A 26,983-nucleotide genomic window follows, 5' to 3' on the forward strand; every position below is an offset into this window, starting at 1 on the left:
ACAGAAACAAGAACGCCGATTTGATTGATGATGTTCGTGCGAGCAAACACATCTAACAAACCGGCGTTCTTATGCGCGATATTAATACTTTCCTTCCTTTTTGGGAGGGCTTTTCTGTCGTCACGATCAAGCCTGATGGTGACGCGCTTCAGATCGACCTGATTCCCCACGCCACCCGATTCCCTTCCTGTAGCGGCTGCCAAAAGACCTGTTCAACCACGCATGAGTATTGCGAGCGAACCGTCCGCGATTTACCGATTCTCGGCCGTGCGGTGCGCCTCAGCGTGTTGCTCAGGCGTGTTGGCTGTCGTGATTGCGGTAAACGTATGGAGGCCGTCAGTTGGCTGGACCGCTATGCCCGCATGACGCGGCGTCTGGCCGAGGCGGTTATTCAAGCCTGCGAGCGCCTTCCCACACTGCACGTGGCTCAACTGTTTGGCCTGCACTGGGACACCGTTCGGTTGCTGGAGCGTCGAGCCTTGCAAGCGGCGTTAAGCGTTTTGCCAAAGGCGCAACCGCGACGTCTGGTGATGGACGAGTTCGCCCTGTTCAAAGGTCATCGTTACGCCAGCGTTGTCCTAGATGCGGATACACGGCGAGTGCTGTGGATCGGTGAAGGTCGCAGCCGAGCAGCGGTCAGGCCTTTCTTCAAAGAACTGGGGCCAGAGGGTTGTGCTCGAATCGAAGCGGTGGCGATGGACATGAACACCGCTTTTGACCTGGAGGTTCGTCAGCACTGTCCCAACGCGCGAGTGGTCTACGACCTCTTTCATGTGGTGGCCAAATATGGCCGAGAGGTGATTGATCGGGTCCGCGTCGACGAGGCTAACCGGTTGCGTCACGACAAGCCTGCCCGCAAGGTTATCAAGCAGGCGCGATGGCTGTTGCTGCGCAATCCGCAGAACTTGAAAACGCCGGAACAACAGGTCCGCCTGGAGGATCTGCTGGCGGCCAACCAAGCGTTGATGACGGTCTACTTGATGAAGGCTGAACTCAAAACACTCTGGACCCCCAGTACTGCCTGGGGTTGGCGATCGGCCTGGAAGCAATGGCTGCGCCATGCGCATGAAAGCGAAATACCAGCTCTGATCCAGTTCGCCAAACGGCTAAAGGGTTACTGGAGGGGCATCGTGAGCCGGGTTCGCTGGCCGATGCACACCGGTCAGTTGGAAGGAATAAACAATCGAATAAAGGTCATCAAGCGGATGGCGTACGGTTACCGAGATAGCGAATTCTTTTTCATGAAGATCAAGAGCGTCTTTCCCGGTAATCCGTGAAGAACCCTTTTTTTGCCCGCAATATGTATGTACCGCACGTCCTCCGCCGCTCGCCGCTACCTTGCCCGGAACCGCCGCCCTTGGGCGCGCCCATCAGAGCAGGAGTTGCCCATGCCCGAAATCCCCTCGCCCAGCGCCGTAGATGTCGTGACTCAACTGGTGACCGGCCCTTCACTGCGAGAAGTTGCGTCGAAAACGCTGCGCCCCGCGCTCAGGACGCTGTATCCCGACCTCGATCTCGACCCGCAGCTGGCCATGGTCGTAAGACCGACCTGGGTCATTGAAAATGATCGGGTCGTCCCGGGTCGCCACCTGATCGAATCGCTGACCGACACCCTGGTACGCCTGGGCCTCTCCGGCACGACTGTGGCGTATCTCGACGGTGAGCATTATCTGACCTTGCAGCCCGACCTGCCGTCCGCCATCCAGCTGCCGGTGAAAATCAGCGCGATCGGTAAGCTGCTCAATGAGCTGGCACCGTTGCTGTTCATCGCCTACAAGGAACACCAGGTCAATTACTGGGATGATTTCACCTACCCAGGGCAGCCGCGCTGGCAGCAGATGTCACAGGCCCTGCGCAATTTGTGGAAGGTCGACGCGAACCCTGGCTGGGATGCCGACCAGCGCGCCATGGCCGAAGCGCTTTATAAATACCCGGACAAACACCAGCGACTGCCCACCGACAAATACAAGACCCGCGCCTGCCTGATTGATCTTGACCGCGGCGAGGGTGACGAGCAGAAGCATGTGACCCTGCTCGATACCGCGGTACTGATCGGCACCGACGACAAGCGCACGTTGATCATGACCCACTCGGTGCTGCAGGGCTTCGAGAGTTTTCAATCGCTGGAAAAACTCGGCGAAGCCCTGCCGCGTCGTTATTGGCAAGGTGCCTCCGGTGCCGGGTTGAAATGGCGACTGGTCGAACCACAGGGCCATTTCTTCGACTATCAAGCCTGCACACTGGTCGCCCTGGAAGCCGAGGCGCTGGGCGCGATCAATTATTTTCAGGGTTCGAGTTCCAGCGAGCTATATCCGCACACCGGGACTGTCGGCAATCCGCGAGAGCCGACACCACGCCTCAAACCTCATATCGCTCGCCTGCGTCCGATGCTGCCAGAATGGCTCGACAGCGCCTCTCCCGCCGATCAAACCCGTTACAGCCGGCATCTGCTGGATCTGACGATGGTGCAGCACACGAACAAGGGAAAATCATTTCAAAGCGAAGTCATCAGCCTGCAAGCGTTCACCCGTGATGCCCTGAAACAACAGATAGCCAAGGATCATCCGCAAGCCGGCGAGGTGAGGATCGATGACATCGAGATCAGCATCACCAGCCTGGTGGTCTGGGGCACATTTGTCTTGCCGGGTAACACGCAGACCAAGACGCTGTCGCTCATTGAACTCGCGCTGCAGAACCTCGCGGGGCAGCCAGCCGGCAACAAAACCGCACGTTACAAGGATGGCGGCGTGTTGCCTGAGTGGATGACCGCAAGCTACCTGCAACAACTGGTCAGCAGCGTCGATATCGGCCAGACCTACCCCGCGTACCTGCAAAACCTGCTGATTGACAACAATGAGCAGGCGTCGGCACTGCAAGCACTTTATGCCAGCCAGTTGCCCATCGAACTGCCGCTGCTGGCGTTGCAGCACAAAATACAGGGCAAGACCGGCATCACTGAACAGGGTTACCGCTATGTGGTTGCCGCGCTGGCAAACACCGGCGATGAGCGTCATGTCGATCGCGATGAAATCGTCATTCGCCCGCTGGGGTTCGTGGCCCATCGCAGTCGATCACAGGCCGATATCGTCAACAACATGTTCGTCATCGGCCCGCGCGAGGCGGACAAAGGGCCGTGCCTGCTTTATCGACCGCTGTTCGAAACGGCACTGATGCAATTTCCCTCACACGCCAACCTGTTTTACGAGATCCAGCACTCACAGGAGCTGCGCGAATCGGTCCTGGCCTGGTTGCCGGACGATGTGCGCTTCAACTACAGCCAGTTCGTCTTCACCGCCCGATTGCCTTCAGTCTGGACTATCCCGCAATTGCTGGTGAACCCCTTCACCGCCCTCGACATGTCCGGCCCCGTTGCGCTGGCGACCGCAACGATTGAACACGATGTACTGGCGACCCTGCATAACAGCAACGTGCAGGCTGTCATCACCCAGGCCGATCGGCAATCGGTCTCTGATGCAGAAGCACGCTGGGCAACGCTCAAACACGGCGGCTGGATGCTGTTCAACGCGGCTTTGCCATTCCTCGGGCGCAGCGTCGGCACGGCAGCGTGGATCTGGCAGATCATGGACGACCTGCAAGAGATCAGCGACGTGGCCAATGAGCAATCCGGCAAGCTTGCCTGGACAGCCCTCACCGACATTCTCCTGGCCTTGGGCATGGTGCTCGCCCATCGCGCAGCGGTCGGCGACAAGCCATTCAGCGAGTCGATCCCGCAGGAAGAACCCACCGCCACCGTCACCACCGAACTCGTCGTCAGCAAACCGTTGCAGTTGCCGGACGTCTCCAGCACTGCACTGCCCATTGCGCATGAGATGGTGGTCAACCCCTTCACGGCGCTGAAACGATCCCCGGTCGCACTCGCAGCGCTGCTCGACAGTTTTCAGATCGCCAAACCCAAAGGCATCGGCGATGCCGCCACCGAGGGCACGCACAGGCATCTTTATTCCCGTCAACAACAGCGGTTCGCTCCCGTCGGCCAGCGCTGGTTCGAAGTCATGCTCAATGAGCACGCCGAGGTGCAGATCATCGACTCGCGCCAGCAACCGCCGCGCAACGGGCCGCAACTGACCCGCACGGCCAACGGCCAATGGGTGGTCGACCTTCGCTTGCGCCTGCGAGGCGGCGGACTTGACAGCGCACTTGAGGCAGTTCAGGACGTGAGCAAAATGGACGCCAGGCAACTGACTGCCGAAATCAGTGCGTTCGACGCAACGATGAAAGCCAAGCAGATTCAGCGTGATGCTGACCACAAAGCCTTCAACGATGCGGACGGGCAAGCACGAGGACCGGCACGCGAGCACTATCTGGCAACGCTAGGCGCACAGCTCAAGGCGTACGGCGCGAATATTGAACAGATCAAGGCGTTGAATCAGAAAGAGCCGATTCCGAACTACCGGACCGTCATGATTGAGCGACTGCAAATGCAGCTGTTTCTCGGGCAGGAATGGCTCGACCTGCATTCCGCCGTATTTCAGACTGACCTGAAGGCCATGCAGACAATGCTTGCCGATGAAGCCGGTTTCATCGCGCAGGCGTTTGTTCAGACCTTTGAAAGAATGACCCTCCAGACCCAGGCCATCATTGAAAAAACAGAGTTGGCCAATAGCCGTTTTGACGAACTGATGTTGTTGGGAAAAGATGCCGTCAAAATTATTCCAACCTACCGCAAGGCATTGCCGAAATATGATCTGAACGACCTCAAGCTTTTGCAGATCAGTCTTGGCCAGGAAATTTGCATCAAGGCCGGTACGACAGCGGACGTCGCCAATGCCTATCAGGCACTCGCCAGTCTCGTCGAAGACGCCGCGTTGAGTATCCAGAGCACGCTGAATCTGACCGAGGATGAAAGCCTCGACAACCTGCGCGAACGCATCGATGTCCTGAGCAATGTGGCCGAACAGTTTTCCGCCATCGATCAGCGCTTTGGTGATCTGCTCATCGACTACCCCGAACAGATCAACACTGAGCGACTGCAGCATGTGCGTAAACGGGTAAACGGGTTCAGGGCGCGCACGGATGTAAAACTGGCCGAGTTGCTGCACTTCAAGCACTTGCTGGGACCGACATCGGGGCCTTCGAAGGCGAGATCATCAACGCGCCAGATCATCAAAACCCAATCCAGAGGCACGGTAGTCGGCAATCGAAAAAAACGCATCAAGGGGCAAAAATCCGACCAGGTGGAAGTACGAACCACCCTGACGGGTGTCATCGCCACATTCCAGGAAGAGTCACCCGGTGTCTGGGTAGAACAGCGCACGGCAAAGACCCGCCAACCCAAGGCCCATTCTTCCGTGAGTGCCAGCAGCCGTGCCGGCCAGGCGCTGATCGACGGCCTGGATGCATTCCACCAACGTATCGAGGCTCACCTCAAACGAGGGCGGCGGATACCTGTCGAGGTCGAGGAGGAATACCACAAGCATGCCGCTGTCTTGCGCGAAGCCAATGCGGCGATTGATGAAGCATTGACCGCCAGTAATCTGACCGCAGACTTCAAAAAGCCGACCGAAGAAATCAGCCACAAGCTTGACGAGGCCGCTAACGCCCTTGACGAAAAAGGCACCAGCATTCGCATCGGACTGGTCAAACAACAACCACCGACTGCGGCGGGGGTGCAGTGGCTCAAAGAAAAAGGTGAAGTAACGGTTTCCAAAACCATTACCCGTCGCCGGCTCAAAGGCCACTCAAGGGGTTTTCTCGACGAATACGAAGTACGCGATGCCCACACCGGCAAGGTGCTGTGTTACGCACACTTCCACTACAGCAGTGTCGACGCTCCCGTCGCTTCGTTCACCGCCGGTCATATGAAAACAGTCGCGCAACGACACATCGGCGGTTCCCACGAGCCGAGCGATCCCACCAGTTCGCAGCTCCTCGAAATCCATCGCAGCGAGATTTCACGACAGTCAGCCGAGCATCTGTTCTTCACGCCTGCCAAACCTGCCGCAAGCGCTTCAGTGCCGCTGTAATGTCAGGTTCAGGGACGGCGGCAAAGCCCAGGACCAGCCCGGCGCGCTGGTCCAGCGGTGCAGTGGAGTCCGGCAGCCAGTAACTGCTCAAGCCGTTGATCTCCACGTCAACGCCTGCTGCCTGCGCAATCAACTGCTGCTCGCGCTCGATGCTTGTTACGGCCACCGTCAGGTGCAGCCCGGCGGAAACGGCGGGCAAATCTCCAACACCGGCAATGGCGGTCGGCCAACCGTGGAGCAAGGTATTGCGACGACTCAGGGCGGCGCGGCGCATGCGCCGGATATGCCGCTGGAAATGCCCGGCCGCCATGAACTCGGCCATCACCGCTTGGGTACTGACCTCGGAATGGCGGACATCCACCGCGCGGCGTTGCGAGAAGGCATCGACCAGCGCCGGCGGCAGCACCAGATAACCGAGGCGCAATGCCGGAAAGGCAACTTTGCCGAAAGTGCCGACATACAGCACTCGCCCCTGTCGATCGAGTGCCGCCAACGGCGCCAGCGGCGCACCGGTGTAGCGGTATTCGCCATCGTAGTCGTCCTCGACGATCCAGCCTTGGTTGCGCTCGGCCCAGGCGAGCAGTTCGAGGCGCCGGGCAAGACTCATCACCACGCCTGTCGGGTACTGATGAGAGGGCGTCACATACGCCACACGACAATCCCCGGTGGCCGACAACGCCGAGCAGTCCATGCCCTCCTCGTCCACGGCAATCCCGTGCAAACGAGCGCCCGCCACCGCGAACGCATGACCGGCCGCGCGGTAGCCCGGATTCTCGATCGCCACACCATCGCCCGGCTCCACCAGCAGCTGTGCACAAAGGCTAATGCCTTGCTGTGCGCCGCTGGTGATCACAATTTGCTCAGGCGAGCACTGCATGCCGCGCGAACTACGCAAATAGGCAGCGATCATTGCACGCAGGCGCGCGTCGCCTGACGGGTCGCCGTAACACAACTGCTCCAGATCCGGTTTACGCCAGAAAGCCGCATTCAGCTTGGCCCACACCTCGAATGGGAACAGATCAAACGCCGGAACCCCGACGCGAAAGGCTCGCGGTGGACCGCTCGGTGGCTTGGACAAATGGTTGTTTTCAATGCGCGAAAAACCACCGCTGTGGATAACTTTACTGGATGAAACCACAGGTAAATCCAGCCAATTTGTGGATAAGGCTGTGGGTAAGCCTGTTGAAAACCCTGTGGATACTTTTGTGGATAGTTTTTTTGCCGAGGCCGTTACTGGCATCAATTGTGCGACGTAGGTTCCGTCCCCCACTCGCCCTTCAATAAAACCCTCGGCATAGAGTTGATCGTAGGCGCGCACAACGCTGTTACGCGAAATCCCCAGCGCCGCCGCCAGATCGCGACTGGCTGGCAACCGCGTGCCACTCGCCAGCCGTCCATCCAGTACGCGCAGGCGCAAAGCCTGATACAGCTGACGGCTCAAACCCTGACGGCGATCAAGCTCGATCCCGGCAGGGTTGAACGGCATGGATAACAGCGGCGAATCGGGCATGGCAATGGACCTATGAAATTGGTCATCAATGGCTCTTACAACAGACCAATAGCCTGCCTAGGATGCTGGCATTCGCCAAGGAAAATCTGCCCATGTACACGCCACGCGCCTTTGCCATCGAAGAGTTGTCCCAACTGCACGAACTGATTCTCGCCACCCGCCTCGCCATTCTGGTGAGTCATGGCGAAAGTGGCTTGCAGGCCAGCCATGTGCCGGTACTGCTGCATTGCGAACAAGGCGAGTACGGCACGCTCTACGGGCACCTGGCCCGCGCCAACCCACAGTGGAAAGACCTGCGCGACGGCGCCGAAGCCATGCTGATCTTCGCCGGCGCCGATGCCTACGTCAGCCCGGGCTTTTACCCGAGCAAGGCCGAACACGGCAAAGTCGTGCCGACCTGGAACTACATCGCCGTGCACGCTTATGGCCACGCCGAAACCTTCAGCGATGGCGGACGCCTGCTCGACATTGTCAGCACCCTCACCGACCGGCATGAGGCCGGCCGCGCCCAGCCGTGGTCAGTCGCCGACGCGCCCGCCGATTACATCGACGGCATGCTCAAGGCGATTGTCGGTTTCGCCATTCCCATCGACCGTCTCGAAGGCAAGCGCAAGCTCAGCCAGAACCGCAGCGCCGAAGACATTGCCGGCGTCCGCGAAGGCCTGGCCGCCAGCCCGGACATCAATGATCAAACCCTCGCCCGATTGATGCGCTAAGGAAATCCCCCATGAGTCAGATCGACATTCGCCCGGTCAGCGCCGACGACCACGCCGCCTGGCTGCCGCTATGGCAGGCCTACCTGCGTTTCTACAACACCGAACTGCCGGACGCTGTGACGCACAGCACCTGGCAGCGCTTTCTCGACCCGAACGAACCGACCCACGCCGCCCTCGCCTGGGCTGGCGGTAAAGCGGTAGGCATGGTGCATTACATCTATCATCGTTCGAACTGGAGCATCGAAAACTCCTGCTACCTGCAGGACTTGCTGGTGATCCCGGAGACCCGGGGCACCGGCGTCGGCCGCCGGTTGATCGAACACGTCTACGCCACCGCCAAGGCTGACGGCTGCTGCAAGGTTCATTGGTTGACCCACGAAACCAACGCCACCGCGATCCAGCTCTACGAGCGTATCGCCGAACGCCCGGGCTTCATCCAGTTTCGCCAAGCCCTTTAAGGAGACGCACGCATGATCGCTTCACTCGCTGACTGGAAAGGCGTCCCCGCCCCCACCGCCACCTTGCTTGAAGGGCGTTTTATCCGTCTGGAAAGACTCGACCCGGCGCGCCACGGTGACCAACTGTTCGCCGCACTCGAAGGCCCCGGTGCCGACCCGAAACTCTGGGATTATTTGCCCTACGGCCCGTTCCCGGAACGCAGCGTTTTCGACGCTTGGCTGAACAACCACGCGGCCGCCAGCGACCCGTATTTCTTCAGCGTCGTCGATCGCGCCAGCGGTCAGGTACAAGGCATCCTTAGCCTGATGTCGATTGTCCCGGCCCAGGGCCGTATCGAAATCGGCCACGTCACCTTCGGCGCGCCGATGCAGCGCTCGCCGAGAAGCACCGAGGCGGTGTACCTGTTGGCCAAATATTCCTTCGAACTCGGCTACCGCCGCCTCGAATGGAAATGCAACAACGGCAACGCCCGCTCGAAATACGCCGCCGAACGTCTGGGCTTCAGCTTCGAAGGCGTGTTCCGCCAGCACATGGTGGTCAAGGGCCAAAACCGCGACACTGCGTGGTACTCGATTCTGGATGGAGAGTGGCCGGCAATTGCGGCAGGTTTCGAGCGGTGGCTGTCGGATGAAAATCAGACGCCCGACGGGCAGGTGAAAGGCTTGGTGGAATGCCGTAGTTAAATCGTCAAAGCAAAAGATCGTCCGAACGCGGCCCGAGCCTTCGGCAGCTCCTACACGGGATTGACGTTCACCCTGTAGGAGATGCCGCAGGCTGCGATCTTTTGATCTATTTTAAGCCCAGTTTTTGCGCCAGCACCGCAATGTGCTCTGGCCCGATCCCGCAGCAACCGCCCAAATGGCTCGCACCGCGCTGCTGCCAGTCAATCGCCCAGTGCAAGTAACCCGGCGGATCCAGGTCATCGCGCAGCGGATCAAGTCCGTCATTGGCCGTAGCTTCTTTTGGCTGCGGCGGAAACGCATTGGCGTAAGCACCAATGTGAATTTTCGCCCCCAAACGCTCGAAGGTGTCACGCGCGGCATCAATCGCGGCACCGATCACTTCCGGCTGACTGCAATTGAACAACAACGTCTCGACGCCCAACTCAGCCGCCACCGCAGCCGCCTCGGCGACTGGCTCACCAGAGCGCAGGCGCGGTACTTCATCGGTGTCTTCGTCCTTTAAGGTGAACGACAACCAGAACGGTTTGCCATCCTTCGGCAACCCGGCGTGAATGGCACGCGCCTCGATGATCGAGCTTTGGGTTTCCGCCAGCCACAGATCAACGTGCGGGGCCAAGCCATTGACCAAGGGCGCCAGCAACTCGGTCACTCGGTCGGCGTTGAACAGATCCGGACGATAGGAGCCAAACAGCGGCGGCAATGAGCCAGCCACTCGCACGGATTTCCCCGAGGCCTGCACCGCACGTCGCGCCAGCTCACCGGCCAACGCGGCCAGCGCCTGCCCTTCAGCGGCGAAGCGCTCTTCGCCAATATGGAACGGCACCACGGCATAACTGTTGGTGGTAATCACATTGGCGCCACTGGCGATATAAGCGGCATGTACCCCCTCAACCGCTTGCGGCGCCTCGCTCAACGCCAGCGCCGACCACTCGGGCTGACGAAATGGCGCACCCGCGCGCTGCAACTCACGGCCCATGCCGCCATCGAGAATAATCGTGCTGCCTGCGCCCATATGCTTTTCACTCATATGCTTATGAAAATAACTCACTATCAGAGTCGTTCTTATAACTATTTAATACGCACCATTCCGTTAAAAACAACCTCTTTTTTACCCAGGGATCGACTGTGAAATTTCAACCGCTACTGGCCTTGGGCCTGACCATTCTGGTCGCCTCCACGCAAGCCTTTGGTGGCACGACGCTGGACCGTATCGAGCAAAAGAAAGAACTGGTCGGCGTGCTGATGGAAAGCTACCCACCGTTCTCGTTTCTCAATGACCAGAATCAGCTTGATGGCTTCGATGTTGACGTCGCTAAGGCCGTGGCTGACAAGTTAGGCGTGAAGTTGCGACTGGAGACACCGTCCTGGGACGTCATTGCCGCCGGCCGCTGGAGCGGGCGCTACGATATCTGCATCTGCTCGATGACGCCGAGCAAGGCCCGCGCCGAAGTGTTCGACTTCCCGGTCGAGTACTACGCCTCGCCAGCGGTGATCGTGGTCAACGCCAAGGATGAGCGGATCCACGACGCCAAGGATCTGAGCGGCAAAAAAGTCGGCCTCACCAGCGCGTCCAGTTACGAAAGCTATCTGAACAAGAACCTGGTCATCGAAGGTGCCGAAGACAAGCAGTTGCAGTACCCGTTCGAAGATGTGCAGATCGCGCCGTACGATACCGACAACGTCGCCTTCCAGGATTTGGGCCTGGGCGCCGGCGTGCGCCTGGATGCAATCCTCACCAACCTCGTCACCGCGCAGCCACGCCTGAACGAAGACAAACGCTTCAAACTGGCCGGCGCGCCGCTGTACTCGGAGCCGAATTCGGTGGCCATCGAAAAGGGTGATGCGCAATGGGACGCCAAGGTGCGTGAAGTCTTCGCGCAACTGAAGCAGGAGGGCACCCTGAGCAAGCTGTCACAAAAATGGATCGGCGCTGATATAAGCCAATGACTTCTTTCCCGACACCTCCACAGCCACCACAACCGGTGGCTGAATCACGCCTGCAACGCCTGTTCGGTTTTCGTACGCGGCTGTACCTGACATGGGCGGCGCTGTTCTGCCTGTTCGCCGGGTTCTTCCTGAGCTTCGACCTGAAGTTCTCGATCATCCTCGACAAACTGCCCAACCTGGTCGGCTTGCACCTGGCGCCCAACGGCTTTCTGCAAGGCGCGGCGCTGACGCTTTTCCTGTGTATGTGCTCGATTGTCGCCTCGTCCCTGCTGGGCTTCATCACGGCATTGGCGCGCCTGTCGAAAAGCGCCGTGGCGTTCGGCATCGCCAGTTTCTACACCTCGTTCTTTCGCGGCACGCCACTGCTCATTCAGATCCTGTTGATCTACCTGGGCTTGCCCCAACTGGGCATCGTGCCTGGCGCCATCGTCGCGGGCATCATTGCCCTGTCGTTGAACTACGGCGCCTATCTCAGCGAAATCTTCCGCGCCGGCATCCTCGGTGTCGACCACGGCCAGCGCGAAGCTTCGCTGGCACTGGGTATGCGCGAGACGGTGATTTTCTGGCGCATCACCCTGCCGCAAGCCATGCGCACGATCATCCCGCCCACCACCAACCAGTTCATCTCGATGCTCAAGGACTCGTCGCTGATTTCGGTAATGGGCGTCTGGGAAGTGATGTTTCTCGCCCAGTCCTATGGACGCTCAAGCTACCGCTATATCGAAATGCTGACGACGGCGGCGATCATTTACTGGCTGATGTCGATTGGACTGGAATTGATTCAGGCGAAAATGGAACGCCATTATGGAAAGGCATATGTGCGGCGTAGCTAGGGCGATCAGCACATTGCGGGCTGCGTCGGGTTTTAATGGGGCTCTCGGCGTATCCGCACGACGCCCATTTTCAGGCCAAACAATCGGAATATTGAGTCCAACGACCTCAACGTCTGATTACCCTCAGCGTGCTCTATGTGTATCAACGTGCGGACCGAAATTTTGCACATCTTAGCGAATTGGATTTGATGCAGCCCTGTCACCTCCACTCGTAAACGGCGGACGGCTTCGCTGATGTCCAATGTCCCGTCGGCCAGCGCTTCTTGGATGCTTTCGATGAGCGCCATGCGCTCAGCTACCGTCAGGCTCATTGCAGATCCCACGCTTTCATTTCCTCTACTTTTAAATACATTTCAACAGAGCCTTCATTGATGCCGGATGCAATGTAGTGCATTCAAAGCCTGATAGAACGCCAAAATCTGCAACAAAATGCAGATTTACTCCTGACAAGCGAAATCTGAATGCAAAACAATGCAGATCAGCAACCGACATCATTCTGTAAAAACCCTTCGCTATACAGGACGGCCCGTCTTATAACAAAAAGGCCGTCCGACCATGCCGTTCCCGCCCCAGCGTCTGTCTCTCGCCATTGCCCTGTTGATCACCGCCACGGCAGCCCACGGCAAAACCGTGCAGATCGACACCGCCACTACGGCAGCGCAAACGCTGGGAGGCAGCGATACGCTGACGATTTCCGCACCGGGCAGCATCACCAACAGCGGCAAGGCCGTGAGCCTGAAAGACAAGACCAGTAGTGAAGGTGTGGTGATCGATAACGCCGGCAAAATCGTTTCCAGCGGTGGCCGGGCCATCGACAGCAGCGGTGACCTGACCCAGGCGCGCAACTACACGATTTACAACCGCAGCGGCGGGCAGATTCTCGGCGTCAACGATGCTTTGCGCATCGACAGCAACTTTGTCAGCGGCAGTCTGTTGATCGACAACAGCGGCGTGATTCGCTCCACCACCGGCCAGGGACTGGACCTCGATGCGCTACGCAGTGCCGGCGTGAAAACCACCATTATCAACCGCGTCGGCGGGCTGATTCGCGGCGACGCCAGTGACGGCATGAAGACCGGCGCCAATGCGACCATTACCAACTACGGCGAGATTTCCACCGGCGATTCGCACAATGCCGACGAGAAGTTCGATGGCATCGATATTGACTCCGCGAGCGGCGTCAGCGTGACCAACTACGGGGTGATTTCCGGTGGCCGGCACGGCATCACCACCGATCTTGGCGCGACGCTGATCAACTACGGGCAGATCACCGGCCGTAATGGTTCCGGCTTCGGTTCCGACGGCGATGGCACGGTGATCAACCACGGCACCATCACCGGGGCTTACTCAGGCTTGCAAGCGAACGGTGACGGCGACGGCGTGGACATCGACAAGATCGCCCACATCGAAAACTACGGGACCATTCAGGGCGTCGGTGCGGGCGGTGTGGACAAGGGTGGTTTCGCCAACGGCAGCGAGGGTATCGCGCTGGGTGGCGGTTCCATCCTCAACGCCAGCAACGCTTTGATCAGCGGTGCCGACAGCGCCATTCTGGTCGACGATGGCAGCGGCGGCTCGGGACTGGCGGCGACCACGCTGGAAAACTTCGGCACCATTCAAGGCCTCAACGGTTTTGGCGTGAAGTTCGTCGGTGATTTCGCCGACAACGTCATCAACGGCGGCACGATCAGCGGCAGCAATGGCCTGGCGCTGGATCTGGGTGGCGGAAACGACAGCCTGACCTTGCGCAACGGCAGTCGCTTTGTCGGCGTGGTGGATGGCGGCAGCGGTTACGACCGGGTGGTGATGGACGATGCGGCCGGTGGCAGCTTCGGCGCCAGTCGCAACTTCGAATGGTTGGAGGTCAAGCAAGGCGCGTGGACGCTGTCGGGCAGTGGTGATTTCAGCGACGGCGGCGCGGTGCGCAACGGCGCAACGCTGATCAATCAAGGCAGCATCGCTGGCAACCTGACCGTCGACGCGGGCGGTGTGTATGCCGGTGGCGGCTCGGTGGGCAATCTTAACGTTAACGGCATTTTGCACACGGACACCGGACTCGGCCGCGCCACGATTGTTCGCGATTTGACCATGGGCAGCACCGCCACTCTCGCCTACGGTGTCAACGCCGACGGCAGCAGCGCGCCCGTGCAGGTTGGCGGCATCGCCAATCTCAACGGCGCAACCCTCGCGGTGAATCCCGGCAGCGGCACCTATCCATGGCAGAGCCACTACACCGTGCTGCAAGCGGCGCAGGTCAACGGCACTTTCGGCAAGGTCAGCAGCGACTATGCGTTCCTGACGCCGACCCTCGCCTACACGCCAACCCAGGTCGACCTGACCTACACCCGCAATGACGTGGCGTTCAATGAGTTCGCCACGACCGGCAACGGCAGCAACGCCGCCAACAGCCTCGCCTCGATCGGTAAAAACAATGCGTTGTACAACGCCCTGCTCAATACCAGCCAAAGCAGCGCTGGCGCGGCAATCGAGCAACTGGCCGGCGCCAGCAACGCCAACCTGACCAGCGCCACCCTCGGCGCCAGCAGTCAGGTCGGCAACAGCATGCTCTCGGCGATGCAGCAAATGGGCGGCAGCCCGGGACTGCTGGTCGGCCTCGATCAACGCGACACGCCCGTGCTGGCGGCCAACGGCGTGCCGACCGAGGCGCGCAACCTGAATGATCCGAACGCTCGCGGCCGGCTCTGGCTGCAAGGCATCGGCGGCTACGGCAAGCTCGATGGCGAACACGGCAGCAGTGGTCTGGAGCAACGCACCAAGGGCAGCGTGCTAGGCGCCGACTGGGCACTGAATCCGGCGTGGCGTCTGGGCGTACTGGGCGGCTATTCGAAAACCGATCTGGACGCGACCGGCGTCGACGGCAACGTCGAGAGCTGGCACGCCGGCGTCTACGCGCTGCACCAGAACGGCCCGATCGCTTTGCGCCTCGGCGCGGCGTACAGCGGCCATCAGGGCGAAAGCAAACGCACCATCGCCTTCAATGGTTTCAGCGACCGCCCGAAAGGCGACTACGACGCCGATAGCCAGCAAGCCTTCGCCGAACTCGGCTATGCCATGGGCAGCGGGCGCCTCAGCGCCGAACCATTCGCCAGCCTCGGCTATCAGCGCTACCACCGCGACGGCTACCAGGAAAAAGGTGGCGCCGCCGCACTGCAAGTCGACAGCCAGACCCAAGACAACTTCAGCAGCACCTTCGGCCTGCGCCTAGCGCACCTGAGCAGCCTGGACAACGGCATGAGCGTGACCCCGCGCATGGCCGCTGGCTGGAAACACACCTATGGCGATGTCAGCAGCTCGACTCGTCAGGCCTTTATAACCGGCGGCACGGCGTTCAGTGTCGATGGCAGCTCGCTGGATCGCGACAGCCTGGTGCTGGAAGCCGGGCTGGATGTGGGGATCTCGGCGCGGCACACGCTGGGTGTGGGATACAGCGGTGAGATCGGCAGCAACAGCCGCAATCACGGTTTGATCGGGCAGTGGCAGATGAGTTTTTGAGGTTGAACAGTCGGCGGGGGCTGGATTGATTGTAGGAAAAAGGACCGCAGCAGCCGAGTAAAAGTCTTGGTTGCGAATCTCGCGGTCATTTTCTACAAAATGATGCGATGTCGCCTGCAAGCCTACGGGAAGCAGCCGACATCGGATTTTCGGGTGCATCAATAGAGTTGGGTCTTCTTCCAAAGAAAGGCCCAACCCGATGCCCACTCAACACATATTCAAACCAAAACACTTGGCTTTGGCCATTTCGCTGGCGCTGGGTTGCGTAGCGGTCGCCAACGCTCAGCAACCCTCTGAAGTCGCTGATTCACCCGCAATAATGGATGCTGCAGAATCGTCCGAAACCAGCCATAAAGAAATGGCGCTTGAACGACTCAGGGCATTTCTCACTGCCCCAAGTACGGTGCCCATCGCTTTTGAAACCCCTGAAAAGACTTTTAAAGGTACCGCTGTAAACGATCTGATCACGCTCACGGACGGCGCAAGCTTTACGGGCCTGCTGGATGGTGGCGAGGGGGATAACGTCCTCTTTTTGAATGCCGCTGAAGGCGGAGAGTTGAAAGACACACGTAACTTCAACGGTCTATTTCTCGCTCGAGGAGCCTGGACGTCGAGTTCCAAGGGAGACTTCAAGGAAGGTGTGCTGGTGAACAGTGGTACCGCTCTGACCAACTTGGGAAGCATCAAGGGCGACGTGTATGTCGAGAGCGGTGGCAGCTTTGCCGGTAAAGGTGTGGTGGGAAGCCTGGAGGTCGCCGGCCTGCTCACCGTCAATGAGGTGCTAGGCAGCCCGCGCGTGAAAGGCGACTTGCGCTTGTCCCCGACCGCCGAACTGGCTTACGAGGTAACCCCCGGTGGCAGTCAAACGATCAAGGTTGATGGCACCGCCAAGCTGGAAGGCGCCACCCTGAAAGTCGTTGCGGCTCCGGGAGAATATCCGCAAAGCAGACAGTACAAAATCCTCGAAGCCGGCAAGGTAGAAGGCGAATTCGGCACGGTCGTTAGCGACCTCGCCTTCATGACAGCCACTGCGCAATACAACAAAAAGTCCGTCGGGCTGACTTACGCCCGTAACGGTGAGCCGCTTTCGAGCGCTGCCACGACAGACAACGCTCGTGCCGCTGCCGAGGGCATTGTCGATCCAACAGCACCTGCGCCATCTGCGACACCAACGCCATTGACGGCGTCTGCACCAGCTCCAATTTCTGTTCCTGTTCCGACTTCAGCGCCGACTCCCATTGCAGAGTCCACCCCTTCGCCAATGCCGGACGAACCTCTTACTGCGCAAGTTAACGAGTCCGCCGAACAGCCCGCACCTGCGCCAATAAAACCTGCAAACGCAGCAGTCGCCGCGCTTCTGACCAGCGACAAAACCACCGCACCGGTCGCCCTCGAACAACTCGCCGCCGGCAGCAACGCCAACCTCGCCAAAGCCACGCTGAGCAGCATCACTCCGGTGAGCGCGAGCATGCTTTCGGCCATGCAGCAACTGAATAGCCGTTACGGTTCTGCCTACAGTTCCGGCAACTCGCCGCGTCAGGCCGCCGGCGCTGCCGATTCCGGGCGCGTGTGGATTCAGGCGCTTGGCCATGGTGGCAAAGTCGACCGCAACTTCGACAGCACCCTCAAACACGCTACCCAAGGCCTGGTCATGGGCGCCGACTGGCGGCTCAACGAGCAATGGCATGTCGGCCTGGTCGGCGGTAAATCGCAGACCAGACTCGATGCCCGGCAATACGATGGCGAACTCGACAGCTGGCACCTCGGTGCCTACGCCGCACGTCAGGACGGCCCCTTCTCACTGCGTCTCGGGGCGACCTACGCCAGTCATGACGGCGCCAGCAAACGTCGCGTGGCCTTCAACGGCTTCAGCGATCGCCTCAAGGGCAACTATGACGCCAACACCCAACAAGCCTTTGCCGAACTGGCGGTCAACATTGGCCGGCACAACGCGACGCTCGAACCGTTTGCCAGCGTCGGCTATCAGCGCTATCAACGCGACAGCTACCGTGAAAACGGTGGGGATGCGGCGCTGGAAGTCTTCGGACAAACCCGCGACAACCTCAGCAGTACGTTTGGCCTGCGCACGGCGAAAATCAATCGGCTGGACAACGGCATGACGCTGACACCGCGATTCAGTGCCGGCTGGAAACACACCTTTGGCGAGATCGAAAGCGACACCCGCCAGCAACTGGTCAAGGGCGGCAAACGCTTTGAAATTGCCGGTGCCGCGCTGGATCGCAACAGCCTGTCGGTGGATGCAGGCCTCGATCTCGGGCTGTCTGCCAATCACACGGTCGGCGTGGGTCTCACGGGTGAAATGGCCACTGACAGCCGCACTCACGGCGTAATGGGCCAATGGCGCATGGCGTTCTGACTGACACAACATTCTTTGTAGGAGCTGCCGAAGGCTGCGATCTCTTGATCTTGTTTTATGAACGCCAAACAACATCAAAAGATCGCAGCCTTCGGCAGCTCCTACAGGATCAAAATACGCAAAAAAAAGGGGAGCACATGCCCCCCCGAGGTTTAAAGCGTTGGATCGCGGCCGTTATCTCAGCCTTCGATCTCGATCAGAATTTCACCCGGATTGACCCGATCCCCCTTGGCCACATGAATCGCGGTGACTTTGCCCGCGACCGCAGCCTGGACTTCGGTTTCCATCTTCATCGCTTCGGTGATCAGCACAGCCTGGCCGGCCTTGACGGTATCGCCCTCCTTGACCAGGACATCGACGATGTTGCCTGGCATGGTGGTGCTGACGTGGCCCGGCGCCGACGCCTGCTTGCGTTTGCTGCTGCCTCCGCTGACAAATTCGTTGAGCGGTTCGAACACCACTTCTTCCGGCATGCCGTCGATGGACAGGTAGAAGTGACGCTTGCCTTCGGCCTTCACACCGACACCAGTGATGTCGACGCGATAGGTTTCGCCGTGAACGTCGATGACGAACTCGGTCGGCACGCCTTCGCCACCCGCTTTTGTCACACCGCCCACTTCAGGAATTGGCAGCAGCACTTCCGGGGTAAGGGTGCCGGCGGCACGCTCTTCGAGGAACTTGCGGCCGATGTCCGGGAACATGGCAAAGGTCAGCACGTCTTCTTCCGACTTGGCTAAGGCGCCGATGTCAGCACGCAGCTTGGTCATTTCCGGCTTGAGCAGATCGGCCGGACGCACGTCGATGACTTCTTCACTGCCGATCGCCTGGCGACGCAGCTTCTCGTCGACCACGCCCGGCGCTTTGCCGTAACCGCCTTGCAGATACAGCTTCACTTCGTTGGTGATGGTCTTGTAGCGCTCGCCGGCCAGCACATTGAAGAACGCCTGGGTGCCGACGATTTGCGAGGTCGGGGTCACCAGCGGCGGAAAGCCAAGGTCCTCACGCACGCGCGGGATTTCCGCCAGCACTTCGGCCATGCGGTTAAGAGCGCCCTGCTCTTTCAACTGATTGGCGAGGTTGGAGATCATCCCGCCCGGCACCTGGTTGACCTGCACACGGGTGTCGACGGCAGTGAATTCGCTTTCGAACTGGTGGTATTTTTTGCGCACGGCGTAGAAGTACAGACCGATCTCTTGCAGCAGTTCCAGGTTCAGGCCGGTGTCGTACTCGGTGCCCTTGAGCGCTGCGACCATCGACTCGGTGCCCGGGTGGCTGGTGCCCGAAGCGAAGCTGGAGATCGCGGTGTCGATATGATCGGCGCCGTTTTCGATCGCCTTGAGCTGGCACATGGTCGCCAGACCGGCAGTGTCGTGGGAGTGGATGAACACCGGCAGCGATTGCTCGGCCTTCAACGCGCGAACCAGTTCACCGGTGGCGTACGGGGTCAACAATCCAGCCATGTCCTTGATCGCCACCGAGTCGCAACCCATGGCTTCCATCTGCTTGGCCTGAGTGACGAACGCATCGATGGTGTGCACCGGGCTGGTGGTGTAAGCGATGGTGCCCTGTGCATGTTTGCCGGCAGCCTTCACCGCTTCGATGGCCACACGCAGGTTCCGCACGTCGTTCATCGCGTCGAAGATACGAAACACATCGATGCCGTTTACCGCAGCTTTAGCGACGAAGGCTTTTACTACGTCGTCGCTGTAGTGGCGGTAGCCCAGCAGGTTCTGCCCGCGCAAGAGCATTTGCAGACGAGTGTTAGGCAGCGCCGCGCGCAGTTGGCGCAGACGCTCCCACGGGTCTTCTTTCAGAAACCGTACGCAGGCGTCGAACGTCGCCCCGCCCCAGCACTCCAGCGACCAGTAGCCGACTTTGTCGAGCTTGTCGCAGATCGGCAGCATGTCTTCGGTGCGCATGCGGGTGGCGAGCAGCGATTGGTGAGCGTCGCGCAGGATGGTATCGGTGACAAAGATCTTCTTGGACATTGTTGTATTCCTCACAGGCCTGCGTGGGCGGCGATGGCGGCGGCGATGGCCAGGGCCAGCTCTTCGGGTTTGCGCTTGATCGAGTAGTTAGTCAGTTCAGGGTGGCTTTCAACGAAGCTGGTATTGAACTGGCCGCTGCGGAATTCCGGGTTGCGCAGAATTTCCTGGTAGTACGCGGCGGTGGTCTTCACACCTTGCAGACGCATGTCGTCGAGGGCACGCAGGCCACGGTCCATCGCCTCTTCCCAGGTCAGCGCCCAGACCACAAGCTTCAGGCACATCGAGTCGTAGAACGGCGGAATGGTGTAGCCGGTGTAGATCGCTGTGTCGGTGCGCACACCCGGGCCGCCGGGGGCGTAGTAACGGGTGATCTTGCCGAAGCTCGGCAGGAAGTTGTTCTTCGGGTCTTCGGCGTTGATACGGAACTGCAAGGCGAAACCACGGTGCTGAATGTCTTCCTGCTTCACCGACAACGGCAGGCCGGAGGCGATGCGAATCTGCTCGCGGACGATGTCGATCCCGGTGATTTCTTCAGTGATGGTGTGCTCCACCTGCACCCGGGTGTTCATCTCCATGAAGTACACCTCGCCCTCGGCGAGCAGGAACTCCACGGTACCGGCGTTCTCGTAGCCCACCGCCTTGGCCGCTCGCACCGACAGGTCGCCGATGTAGGCGCGCTGTTCCGGGGTCAGTTGCGGGCTCGGGGCGATTTCGATGAGCTTCTGGTTACGGCGCTGGATCGAGCAGTCCCGTTCGAACAGATGCACGACGTTGCCGAAGCTGTCGCCGAGGATTTGCGCTTCGATGTGCTTGGGATTGACGATGCATTTTTCCAGGAACACTTCGGCAGAACCGAAGGCCTTGGTTGCTTCGGAAATCACCCGAGGGAAATTCTGTTCGAGTTCTTCGCGGCTGTTGCAGCGACGGATACCGCGACCGCCACCACCGGAAGTGGCTTTGAGCATCACCGGGTAACCGATGCGGTCGCCCTCGGCCAAGGCTTCTTCGATGTCCGCTACGTTACCTTCGGTGCCCGGCGTCACCGGTACACCGGCCTTGATCATGCTGCGCCGGGCTTCGGTCTTGTCGCCCATGCGGCGAATGACTTCCGCCGACGGGCCAATGAATTTGATGCCGCGCTCGGCGCAGATGTCTGCCAGCTCGGCATTTTCCGAAAGGAAACCGTAACCGGGGTGCAACGCATCGCAGCCGGTTTCAACCGCCAGGTTCACCAGCTTGCGCGGGTTCAGGTAACCGGCCAGTGGCTCGGCACCGATGCTGTGGGCCTCGTCCGCGCGCTTCACATGCAGCGCATGGCGGTCGGCGTCGGAAAAAATCGCAACCGAGCGAATGCCCATTTCGGCGCAGGCTCGCACGATTCGTACGGCAATCTCACCACGGTTGGCGATCAGGATCTTTGTTATCACTTGGAGGTTCCCTTGAGCCGGTGGCACCACGACCTGCTAGACCCAGGTCGACGCGTGACCAAATGTTTCAATTCAGTCGCAGGTCCACACTAGCGCTCATGAGGGATTAACAAAAATGAATAAAAATTGGGTTAGCCATAAGTAAAGACTTATAGTTAAACAATCAGCCTGCCGACAGAGCCTATAAGAAATGCGTAAGTCATTGATGCGTATGACATTGCGTCAGTTGCAGATCTTCAACGAAGTGTGTGATTTACGCTCTTACAGCCGCGCAGCCGAGGAAATGTCGCTCACGCAACCGGCCGTCAGCCTACAGATTCGTCAGCTCGAAGAGCTGATCGGGCAGCCATTATTCGATTACGTCGGCAAAAAACTCTACATGACCGAAGCCGCCGAAGCACTTCAGCGCGCCAGCCGGGACATCTTCGGGCGTCTGGAAAACCTCGATATGCAACTGTCCGACATGCAGGGTTCGCTGCAGGGCCAATTGAAACTGGCGGTGGAATCCAGCGCCAAATACTTCGTGCCGCACCTGTTCGCCGCGTTCAAGCGTCAGCACCCGGAAGTGAATCTGCAACTGACCGTGGTCAACCGTGGCCAGGTGATTCGCAGGCTGTCCGACAACCGCGACGATCTGGTGATCATGTCGATGGTGCCGCAGGACATGGGTCTGGATTTCCTGCCGTTCCTCAACAACCCGATTGTTGCCGTGGCGCGCCCGGATCACCCGCTGGCACACATGGGCCCGCTGCGGTTGCAGGATCTGGAACCCTACACGCTGCTGATCCGCGAGCCCGGCTCGGGCACACGACTGGCCTGCGAAGAGTACTTCAAAGAGAAACGCGTGCACTTCACCCAGACTCAGGAAGTGGCCTCGGCCGAAGCTCAGCGTGAATGTGTTCAGGCGGGTCTGGGCCTGGCGCTGTTGACGCGCCACGCCCTGAACCTGGAACTGGCGACCGGCGGGCTCGTCGAGCTGCCGGTCGAGGAATTGCCGCTATTCCGTAGCTGGTGTCTGGTGCAAGCCAAAGCCAAACGCTTGTCACCGGTGGCGCACGCCTTCCTGGCGTTTATCCGTAGCGAGCGCGTGCAGATCAGCGCGCTGGTTGAGCGCTTCGACGGGAAGCTGCGGGTGCTGCCTGCCAGTGAGTGATCTCGGGAAAGTCGCCGATTTCGGCTTGAAGCTGACGGAGTTCGAAGCGATCTTCGATAGCGCGGCGAAACTCCATGCGGCGCTGGTCTTCCTGCTGACGACGGGTTTTCGCGGCGCTGTTGCGTTCTTCGTAGGGCTGAGCCATTTCGAGTCTCCCAAGGCGATGACGGGAGTTTCACGATAGGCGGCGGGGATGACGGTTTGGCTGCGTGTCGATGACAGTGCGATGAAACTTGCGCAGGGTTGTGGTGTTTTTGAGGACGCCTTCGCGAGCAGGCTCGCTCCCACACTTGATCTCGGTATGACACAGAATTTGTGTACCCCGAAGATCCCCTGTGGGAGCGAGCCTGCTCGCGATTAAGGTCGGAACGACCTTAGATGACTTCAGTCATCCAGCGCTTTCACGGCTTTCGGCGACAAGCGCAAGCTGCGCAGACTGCGCTTCACGCTCTTCAGGTGATTGACCAGACTCGGCCCACGCGCCATCGCCACGCCCATCGCCAGCACGTCAATCACTACCAGGTGAGCAATACGCGAAGTCAGCGGCGTATAGATTTCGGTGTCTTCGTGCACATCGATTGCCAGATTGACGGTCGACAATTCGGCCAACGGCGTCTGGCTCGGGCACAAGGTAATCAGCGAAGCGCCGCTCTCACGCACCAGATTGGCGGTGATCAGCAGATCCTTGGAACGCCCGGACTGCGAAATACAGATCGCCACATCGGTCGGTTTCAACGTCACCGCCGACATCGCCTGCATGTGCGGATCGGAATACGCCGCTGCAGTCAGCAGCAAACGGAAGAACTTGTGCTGCGCATCCGCCGCCACTGCACCCGAGGCGCCGAAGCCATAGAACTCGACCCGCTGCGCCTGCGACATCAGTGTCACCGCACGCTGCAACTCAACCGGATCGAGCTTCTCGCGAACCTCCATCAAGGTGTGCAACGTGGTGTCGAAGATCTTCAGGCTGTAGTCGGCGACCGAGTCGTCTTCATGGATCGCGAACTGGCCGAAGCTTGCACCGGCCGCGAGGCTTTGCGCTAACTTCAGTTTGAGATCCTGAAAACCGGAGCAACCGATGGCGCGACAGAAGCGCACGATGGTCGGCTCGCTGATGCCAACGCTGTGGGCCAGGTCGGCCATGGAACTGTGCATCACCGCCGCAGGGTCAAGCAGCACGTGGTCGGCGACCTTGAGCTCCGACTTGCGTAACAGGTGACGTGACTGGGCGATGTGTTGCAGCAGATTCAAGGGGCTGGACTCTTCTTATGGGCAAGGATGTAGCACGCTTGTAGTTATACTACATGAATTGGCTTTTTGCCTGCTCAATGCGTAACTCCATGTCCCCATATCAGGCGCGATGGGGTGTATGTAGCCCTTAAAACGGTTTTTCCTGTTCGCGCAAAAGCCCGGCCAGACCGCTCGCCTCCACCGGCCGGCTGATCAGATAACCCTGCACTTCATCGCAACGCTCAGCGCGTAAAAATTCCAGCTGCTCCTGGCGCTCGACACCTTCGGCGACCACTTTCAGTGACAGCCCATGGGCCATGGCAATGATCGCGCGAGTGATCGCCGCATCTTCACTGCCCTCCCCCAAACCGCGAATGAATGCCTGATCGATCTTCACGTAATCCACCGGAATGCGCTTGAGGTAACTCAGCGACGAATACCCGGTGCCAAAATCATCGATGGCCAGTTTCACCCCCAGATCGCGCAGTTGCTGGAAGGTCGCGATGATGTGCTCGACGCTGTCGAGCAACTGGCTCTCGGTCAGTTCCAGTTCGAGGTAGTGCGACGCCAGGCCAGTTTCCTCCAGCACCTGCCGCACCAGACTGACCAGTTTGCCCTGACGCAGTTGATGCACCGACAGGTTCACCGAAACACGAATCGGCTCCAGCCCCTGACGCTGCCATTCGCAGGCCTGCCAGCACGCCTGACGCAGGACGAATTCGCCGATCGGCCCGATCAGACCGGTTTCCTCGGCCAGCCCGATGAAGTCCCCCGGCGGCACCTGGCCCATGGTTGGATGATCCCAGCGCACCAGTGCCTCTGCCGCATTCAAACGCCCGGTTTGCAGGCACAGCTTCGGTTGATAGAACACTTTCAGCTGCTTGTCTTCGATGGCCTTGCGCAGATGGTTTTCCAGCTGCAAGCGCTCAAGGGTGCTGGCCTGCAGGCTGTCGGTATAGAACTGGAAGTTGTTCCCGCCCAGATGCTTGGCATGTTGCATGGCCATGTTCGACTGGCTGACCAGTGCGGAGATTTCCCGGGCGTTGTCCGGCAGCATGCTGATGCCCATCGAGGCGCTGACCACCAGCTCATGCCCTTCGACCGTCAGTGGCAGGCGCAACTTGCTCGACAGGCGCGTGGCGACCCGGGCCAGACTTGAGAGATTGCCGTAGGCATCGAACAGTACGGCGAACTCGTCACCGGACAAGCGGGCGATGGTATCCGCTTCCGGTAAGGCGTTGACCAGCCGGCGCGCCATTTTCTGCAGTAACTGGTCAGCAATCTCATGGCCGAGACTGTCGTTGAGCAATTTGAAGCGATCCAGATTGATGTGCAGCAACGCCAGACTGCGTCGTCCCTGACGCGAACGTTGATGCGCTTCATGCAAGCGCTCGCGGAACAGCGAGCGGTTGGCCAACCCGGTGAGCTCGTCGTAATGGGTCAGATAGCGCATGCGCTCTTCGGATTCGCGGCGTGCTGACAGATCGGCGAAGAAGCCGACGATATGGCTGACATTTCCCCGACCATCACGCACTGCATTCAGTTGCAGCCACTGCGGATACAGCTCGCCGTTCTTGCGGGTTTCAACCAGTTCGCCCTGCCAACTGCCGTGTTGCTCAAGTGCATGACGGATGGCGACGTAATGGCGGCGGGCATCACGGCTGCACGGCAGCTCGACGACGTTGCGCCCGAGCATGTCCTCGATGTCGTAACCGGTAACCCGGCTGAACGCCTGATTGATCGCGATCAGCGCATAGTTCGGGTCGAGAATCACGATGCCTTCACTGGCCGCTTCGAATACGGTCGCCGCCAAGCGCTGCTGCTCTTCGAGGCTTTTGCTGGCGCTGATGTCGCGGCGGGTGCCGACCATGCGGATCACCCGGCCGCTGTCGCTGCGCTCTACGGCGCGGCCTCGGTCTTCGATCCACACCCAATGGCCATCGCCGTGACGTACGCGGTATTCGATCTGATAGTCCTCGGTGCGCCCCTTCAAGTGCTCGATCAACGCGTATTTCAGCGTCGGCACATCGTCTGGATGCAGACGTGGCTTGAGGTCGCGCAAAAGCGCCGTGACGTATTCCGGAGCGAGGCCGAACAGCTCCTGAATCTGCGTGTGGTGAACCTCGTCGGTTTGCAGGTTCCAGTCCCACAGACCCAACTCACTGGCCTTCAACGCCAGCGCCAGCCGCGCTTCGCTTTTGCGAAGGGCCTGATTGGCCGCGTCCAGTTCAAGGCTGCGCTGGGCAACGCGGTCTTCAAGTTCGACCTGCGCTTCACGCAATTTGCCCTCGGCGCAGCGGCGCTGGTCGATTTCTTTGGCCAGTTCCTGATTGAGCTGTTCGCTGCGCGACTGCGTCTGTTGCAGGTGCTCGATCAGATGCTGATTCTGGAAGCGCCGCAGCAAGCCCCGATCAATCAGCCGATTGACCTGCCACGCGACCACGCTCAGCGAACCGAGCAGGATCAGACCGAGCCAGCCCCAACCGCGCGCCTGCTCGTCACCGCCCCAGAACAGATAACCGATCGCCGGCAACAGGCAGGGCAAGGTAAACGACAGAAACGCCGGCAGGCTCACCGCGTAGGCGACGCTAGCCGAGAGGGTTGCGGCGCCGATCAGGCCGAATACCCAGGCCTGCTGAATGAAGTTGTCGGCGGGCACCAGGGCGATGCCGGCACCGGCCAGGGTCAGACCGGTCATGGTCGACCCGAGCAGAAACATCCGCCGCCAGATCGGTTGCGCCTGACGATCAGGGATCGCCGAATCGAACGCCGCCACCTGAATCACCCGCAACGCCACCAGTGACAGCAACCACACCAGCCAGACGCTGACCACGAAATAGCGCTGCGGGCTCCAGAGCAAAGCGGCGCAGACCAGACCATTGATCAACATGAACAGCGTGGGCAACAACGAGCCCTGATACAGCAGACGCGTGCGCTCGACCGCCATCTCGACGGCATAGTGCTTGCGGATAACCCGGGGATCCACGGAGGGGCCCGACAGTTCGGAGCTGAGGGTCATGGGCAACGTTCTTGTTCTTATAAGGAGGGCGTGCGCCCGAAACGTGGACGGAGCATACACAAGCAGATCCCGTTGCCAAACTGCTCAAGATCATAATTTCACTTAAACTTTTCCGTCCTTTGCCACCGGCCAAACCCTGGGAAC

At 59.7% G+C, this 26,983-nt stretch carries 18 protein-coding genes; 10 read left to right on the forward strand and 8 right to left on the reverse strand.

Going from position 1 to position 26,983, the window contains the following annotated elements:
- Nucleotides 1-71: 71 nt before the first annotated feature.
- Both ACOYXH_RS25120 and ACOYXH_RS25125 read left to right on the forward strand, forming a co-directional pair.
- Nucleotides 72-1,277, forward strand: coding sequence for an ISL3 family transposase (locus ACOYXH_RS25120; RefSeq protein ID WP_095125809.1), 1,206 nt, complete (start codon nt 72-74; stop codon nt 1,275-1,277).
- A 111-nt stretch (nt 1,278-1,388) separates the two neighbouring features.
- Nucleotides 1,389-5,984: a dermonecrotic toxin domain-containing protein gene (locus ACOYXH_RS25125; protein ID WP_460410011.1), complete on the forward strand. Its 4,596-nt coding sequence runs from the start codon at nt 1,389-1,391 to the stop codon at nt 5,982-5,984.
- Here ACOYXH_RS25125 and pdxR read toward each other — a convergent pair.
- Complete coding sequence (gene pdxR, locus ACOYXH_RS25130; protein ID WP_220557194.1) at nt 5,941-7,494, reverse strand: MocR-like pyridoxine biosynthesis transcription factor PdxR; 1,554 nt, start codon at nt 7,492-7,494, stop codon at nt 5,941-5,943. The two genes, ACOYXH_RS25125 and pdxR, sit on opposite strands and share 44 nt — an antisense overlap.
- Before the next feature lie 92 nt (nt 7,495-7,586).
- Here pdxR and ACOYXH_RS25135 point away from each other — a divergent pair, with 92 nt between their 5' ends.
- Genes ACOYXH_RS25135 through ACOYXH_RS25145 form a run of 3 tightly spaced genes read left to right on the forward strand, consistent with a single transcriptional unit; the run spans nt 7,587 to nt 9,352 of the window.
- Nucleotides 7,587-8,210: an FMN-binding negative transcriptional regulator gene (locus tag ACOYXH_RS25135; RefSeq protein ID WP_093429613.1), complete on the forward strand. Its 624-nt coding sequence runs from the start codon at nt 7,587-7,589 to the stop codon at nt 8,208-8,210.
- 11 nt (nt 8,211-8,221) lie between these two features.
- On the forward strand, nt 8,222-8,668 hold the full coding sequence (locus tag ACOYXH_RS25140; protein ID WP_093429612.1) for a GNAT family N-acetyltransferase: 447 nt from the start codon (nt 8,222-8,224) through the stop codon (nt 8,666-8,668).
- 12 nt (nt 8,669-8,680) lie between these two features.
- A complete protein-coding gene (locus ACOYXH_RS25145; RefSeq protein ID WP_460410012.1) occupies nt 8,681-9,352 on the forward strand; it encodes a GNAT family N-acetyltransferase in 672 nt (223 codons plus the stop codon).
- A 106-nt stretch (nt 9,353-9,458) separates the two neighbouring features.
- Here ACOYXH_RS25145 and ACOYXH_RS25150 read toward each other — a convergent pair whose 3' ends face one another.
- On the reverse strand, nt 9,459-10,364 hold the full coding sequence (locus ACOYXH_RS25150) for a homocysteine S-methyltransferase family protein (protein ID WP_460410013.1): 906 nt from the start codon (nt 10,362-10,364) through the stop codon (nt 9,459-9,461).
- A gap of 113 nt (nt 10,365-10,477) precedes the next feature.
- Between ACOYXH_RS25150 and ACOYXH_RS25155 the strand changes: the two genes are divergently transcribed.
- Nucleotides 10,478-11,299, forward strand: a complete 822-nt coding sequence (locus tag ACOYXH_RS25155) for an ABC transporter substrate-binding protein (protein WP_220557197.1) — start codon at nt 10,478-10,480, stop codon at nt 11,297-11,299.
- Nucleotides 11,296-12,132, forward strand: a complete 837-nt coding sequence (locus ACOYXH_RS25160) for an amino acid ABC transporter permease (RefSeq protein ID WP_095125055.1) — start codon at nt 11,296-11,298, stop codon at nt 12,130-12,132. The genes ACOYXH_RS25155 and ACOYXH_RS25160 overlap by 4 nt, the downstream gene beginning before the upstream one ends.
- A gap of 32 nt (nt 12,133-12,164) precedes the next feature.
- On the opposite strand, the gene ACOYXH_RS25165 is transcribed toward ACOYXH_RS25160, so the two are convergent.
- Complete coding sequence (locus ACOYXH_RS25165) at nt 12,165-12,443, reverse strand: helix-turn-helix domain-containing protein (RefSeq protein ID WP_095049626.1); 279 nt, start codon at nt 12,441-12,443, stop codon at nt 12,165-12,167.
- 244 nt (nt 12,444-12,687) lie between these two features.
- Between ACOYXH_RS25165 and ACOYXH_RS25170 the strand changes: the two genes are divergently transcribed.
- Together ACOYXH_RS25170 and ACOYXH_RS25175 are read left to right on the forward strand one after the other, a co-directional pair.
- Nucleotides 12,688-15,645 (forward strand): autotransporter outer membrane beta-barrel domain-containing protein, encoded by a 2,958-nt coding sequence (locus ACOYXH_RS25170; protein WP_460410014.1) that lies wholly within the window; start codon nt 12,688-12,690, stop codon nt 15,643-15,645.
- Between the two features lie 199 nt (nt 15,646-15,844).
- On the forward strand, nt 15,845-18,022 hold the full coding sequence (locus tag ACOYXH_RS25175; protein ID WP_095125057.1) for an autotransporter outer membrane beta-barrel domain-containing protein: 2,178 nt from the start codon (nt 15,845-15,847) through the stop codon (nt 18,020-18,022).
- Between the two features lie 179 nt (nt 18,023-18,201).
- On the opposite strand, the gene oadA is transcribed toward ACOYXH_RS25175, so the two are convergent.
- Nucleotides 18,202-20,010 carry a sodium-extruding oxaloacetate decarboxylase subunit alpha gene (gene oadA, locus ACOYXH_RS25180; protein ID WP_095125058.1) on the reverse strand — a complete coding sequence of 603 codons (1,809 nt, stop codon included), beginning with the start codon at nt 20,008-20,010 and terminating at the stop codon, nt 18,202-18,204.
- 11 nt (nt 20,011-20,021) lie between these two features.
- Nucleotides 20,022-21,437, reverse strand: a complete 1,416-nt coding sequence (locus ACOYXH_RS25185) for an acetyl-CoA carboxylase biotin carboxylase subunit (RefSeq protein WP_025112637.1) — start codon at nt 21,435-21,437, stop codon at nt 20,022-20,024.
- A gap of 190 nt (nt 21,438-21,627) precedes the next feature.
- Here ACOYXH_RS25185 and ACOYXH_RS25190 point away from each other — a divergent pair, with 190 nt between their 5' ends.
- Nucleotides 21,628-22,590, forward strand: coding sequence for a LysR family transcriptional regulator (locus tag ACOYXH_RS25190; RefSeq protein WP_095049622.1), 963 nt, complete (start codon nt 21,628-21,630; stop codon nt 22,588-22,590).
- On the opposite strand, the gene ACOYXH_RS25195 is transcribed toward ACOYXH_RS25190, so the two are convergent.
- The 3 genes from ACOYXH_RS25195 to ACOYXH_RS25205 form a co-directional block, all read right to left on the reverse strand.
- The gene (locus ACOYXH_RS25195) at nt 22,532-22,735 is read right to left on the reverse strand and encodes a PA3496 family putative envelope integrity protein (RefSeq protein ID WP_008078845.1); all 204 of its coding nucleotides are present in this window, start codon (nt 22,733-22,735) and stop codon (nt 22,532-22,534) included. The genes ACOYXH_RS25190 and ACOYXH_RS25195 overlap by 59 nt on opposite strands.
- Nucleotides 22,736-22,974: 239 nt before the next feature.
- Nucleotides 22,975-23,841 carry a transcriptional regulator HexR gene (hexR, locus tag ACOYXH_RS25200; protein ID WP_007962240.1) on the reverse strand — a complete coding sequence of 289 codons (867 nt, stop codon included), beginning with the start codon at nt 23,839-23,841 and terminating at the stop codon, nt 22,975-22,977.
- A 127-nt stretch (nt 23,842-23,968) separates the two neighbouring features.
- The gene (locus ACOYXH_RS25205; protein ID WP_095049621.1) at nt 23,969-26,839 is read right to left on the reverse strand and encodes a GGDEF domain-containing phosphodiesterase; all 2,871 of its coding nucleotides are present in this window, start codon (nt 26,837-26,839) and stop codon (nt 23,969-23,971) included.
- Nucleotides 26,840-26,983 lie beyond the last annotated feature (144 nt).

The sequence above is a fragment of the Pseudomonas sp. Mb7 genome (assembly GCF_054790525.1).

What these genes read in the sequence shown, in the direction of transcription:
- ACOYXH_RS25125 (WP_460410011.1), top strand. Translation starts at nt 1,389, where the DNA reads ATGCCCGAAATCCCCTCGCCCAGCGCCGTAGATGTCGTGACTCAACTG.
- ACOYXH_RS25150 (WP_460410013.1), bottom strand. Translation starts at nt 10,364, where the DNA reads ATGGGCGCAGGCAGCACGATTATTCTCGATGGCGGCATGGGCCGTGAG.
- oadA (WP_095125058.1), bottom strand. Translation starts at nt 20,010, where the DNA reads ATGTCCAAGAAGATCTTTGTCACCGATACCATCCTGCGCGACGCTCAC.
- ACOYXH_RS25175 (WP_095125057.1), top strand. Translation starts at nt 15,845, where the DNA reads ATGCCCACTCAACACATATTCAAACCAAAACACTTGGCTTTGGCCATT.
- ACOYXH_RS25140 (WP_093429612.1), top strand. Translation starts at nt 8,222, where the DNA reads ATGAGTCAGATCGACATTCGCCCGGTCAGCGCCGACGACCACGCCGCC.
- ACOYXH_RS25205 (WP_095049621.1), bottom strand. Translation starts at nt 26,839, where the DNA reads ATGACCCTCAGCTCCGAACTGTCGGGCCCCTCCGTGGATCCCCGGGTT.
- ACOYXH_RS25165 (WP_095049626.1), bottom strand. Translation starts at nt 12,443, where the DNA reads ATGAGCCTGACGGTAGCTGAGCGCATGGCGCTCATCGAAAGCATCCAA.
- ACOYXH_RS25120 (WP_095125809.1), top strand. Translation starts at nt 72, where the DNA reads ATGCGCGATATTAATACTTTCCTTCCTTTTTGGGAGGGCTTTTCTGTC.
- pdxR (WP_220557194.1), bottom strand. Translation starts at nt 7,494, where the DNA reads ATGCCCGATTCGCCGCTGTTATCCATGCCGTTCAACCCTGCCGGGATC.
- ACOYXH_RS25160 (WP_095125055.1), top strand. Translation starts at nt 11,296, where the DNA reads ATGACTTCTTTCCCGACACCTCCACAGCCACCACAACCGGTGGCTGAA.
- ACOYXH_RS25190 (WP_095049622.1), top strand. Translation starts at nt 21,628, where the DNA reads ATGCGTAAGTCATTGATGCGTATGACATTGCGTCAGTTGCAGATCTTC.
- ACOYXH_RS25170 (WP_460410014.1), top strand. Translation starts at nt 12,688, where the DNA reads ATGCCGTTCCCGCCCCAGCGTCTGTCTCTCGCCATTGCCCTGTTGATC.
- ACOYXH_RS25135 (WP_093429613.1), top strand. Translation starts at nt 7,587, where the DNA reads ATGTACACGCCACGCGCCTTTGCCATCGAAGAGTTGTCCCAACTGCAC.
- ACOYXH_RS25145 (WP_460410012.1), top strand. Translation starts at nt 8,681, where the DNA reads ATGATCGCTTCACTCGCTGACTGGAAAGGCGTCCCCGCCCCCACCGCC.
- ACOYXH_RS25195 (WP_008078845.1), bottom strand. Translation starts at nt 22,735, where the DNA reads ATGGCTCAGCCCTACGAAGAACGCAACAGCGCCGCGAAAACCCGTCGT.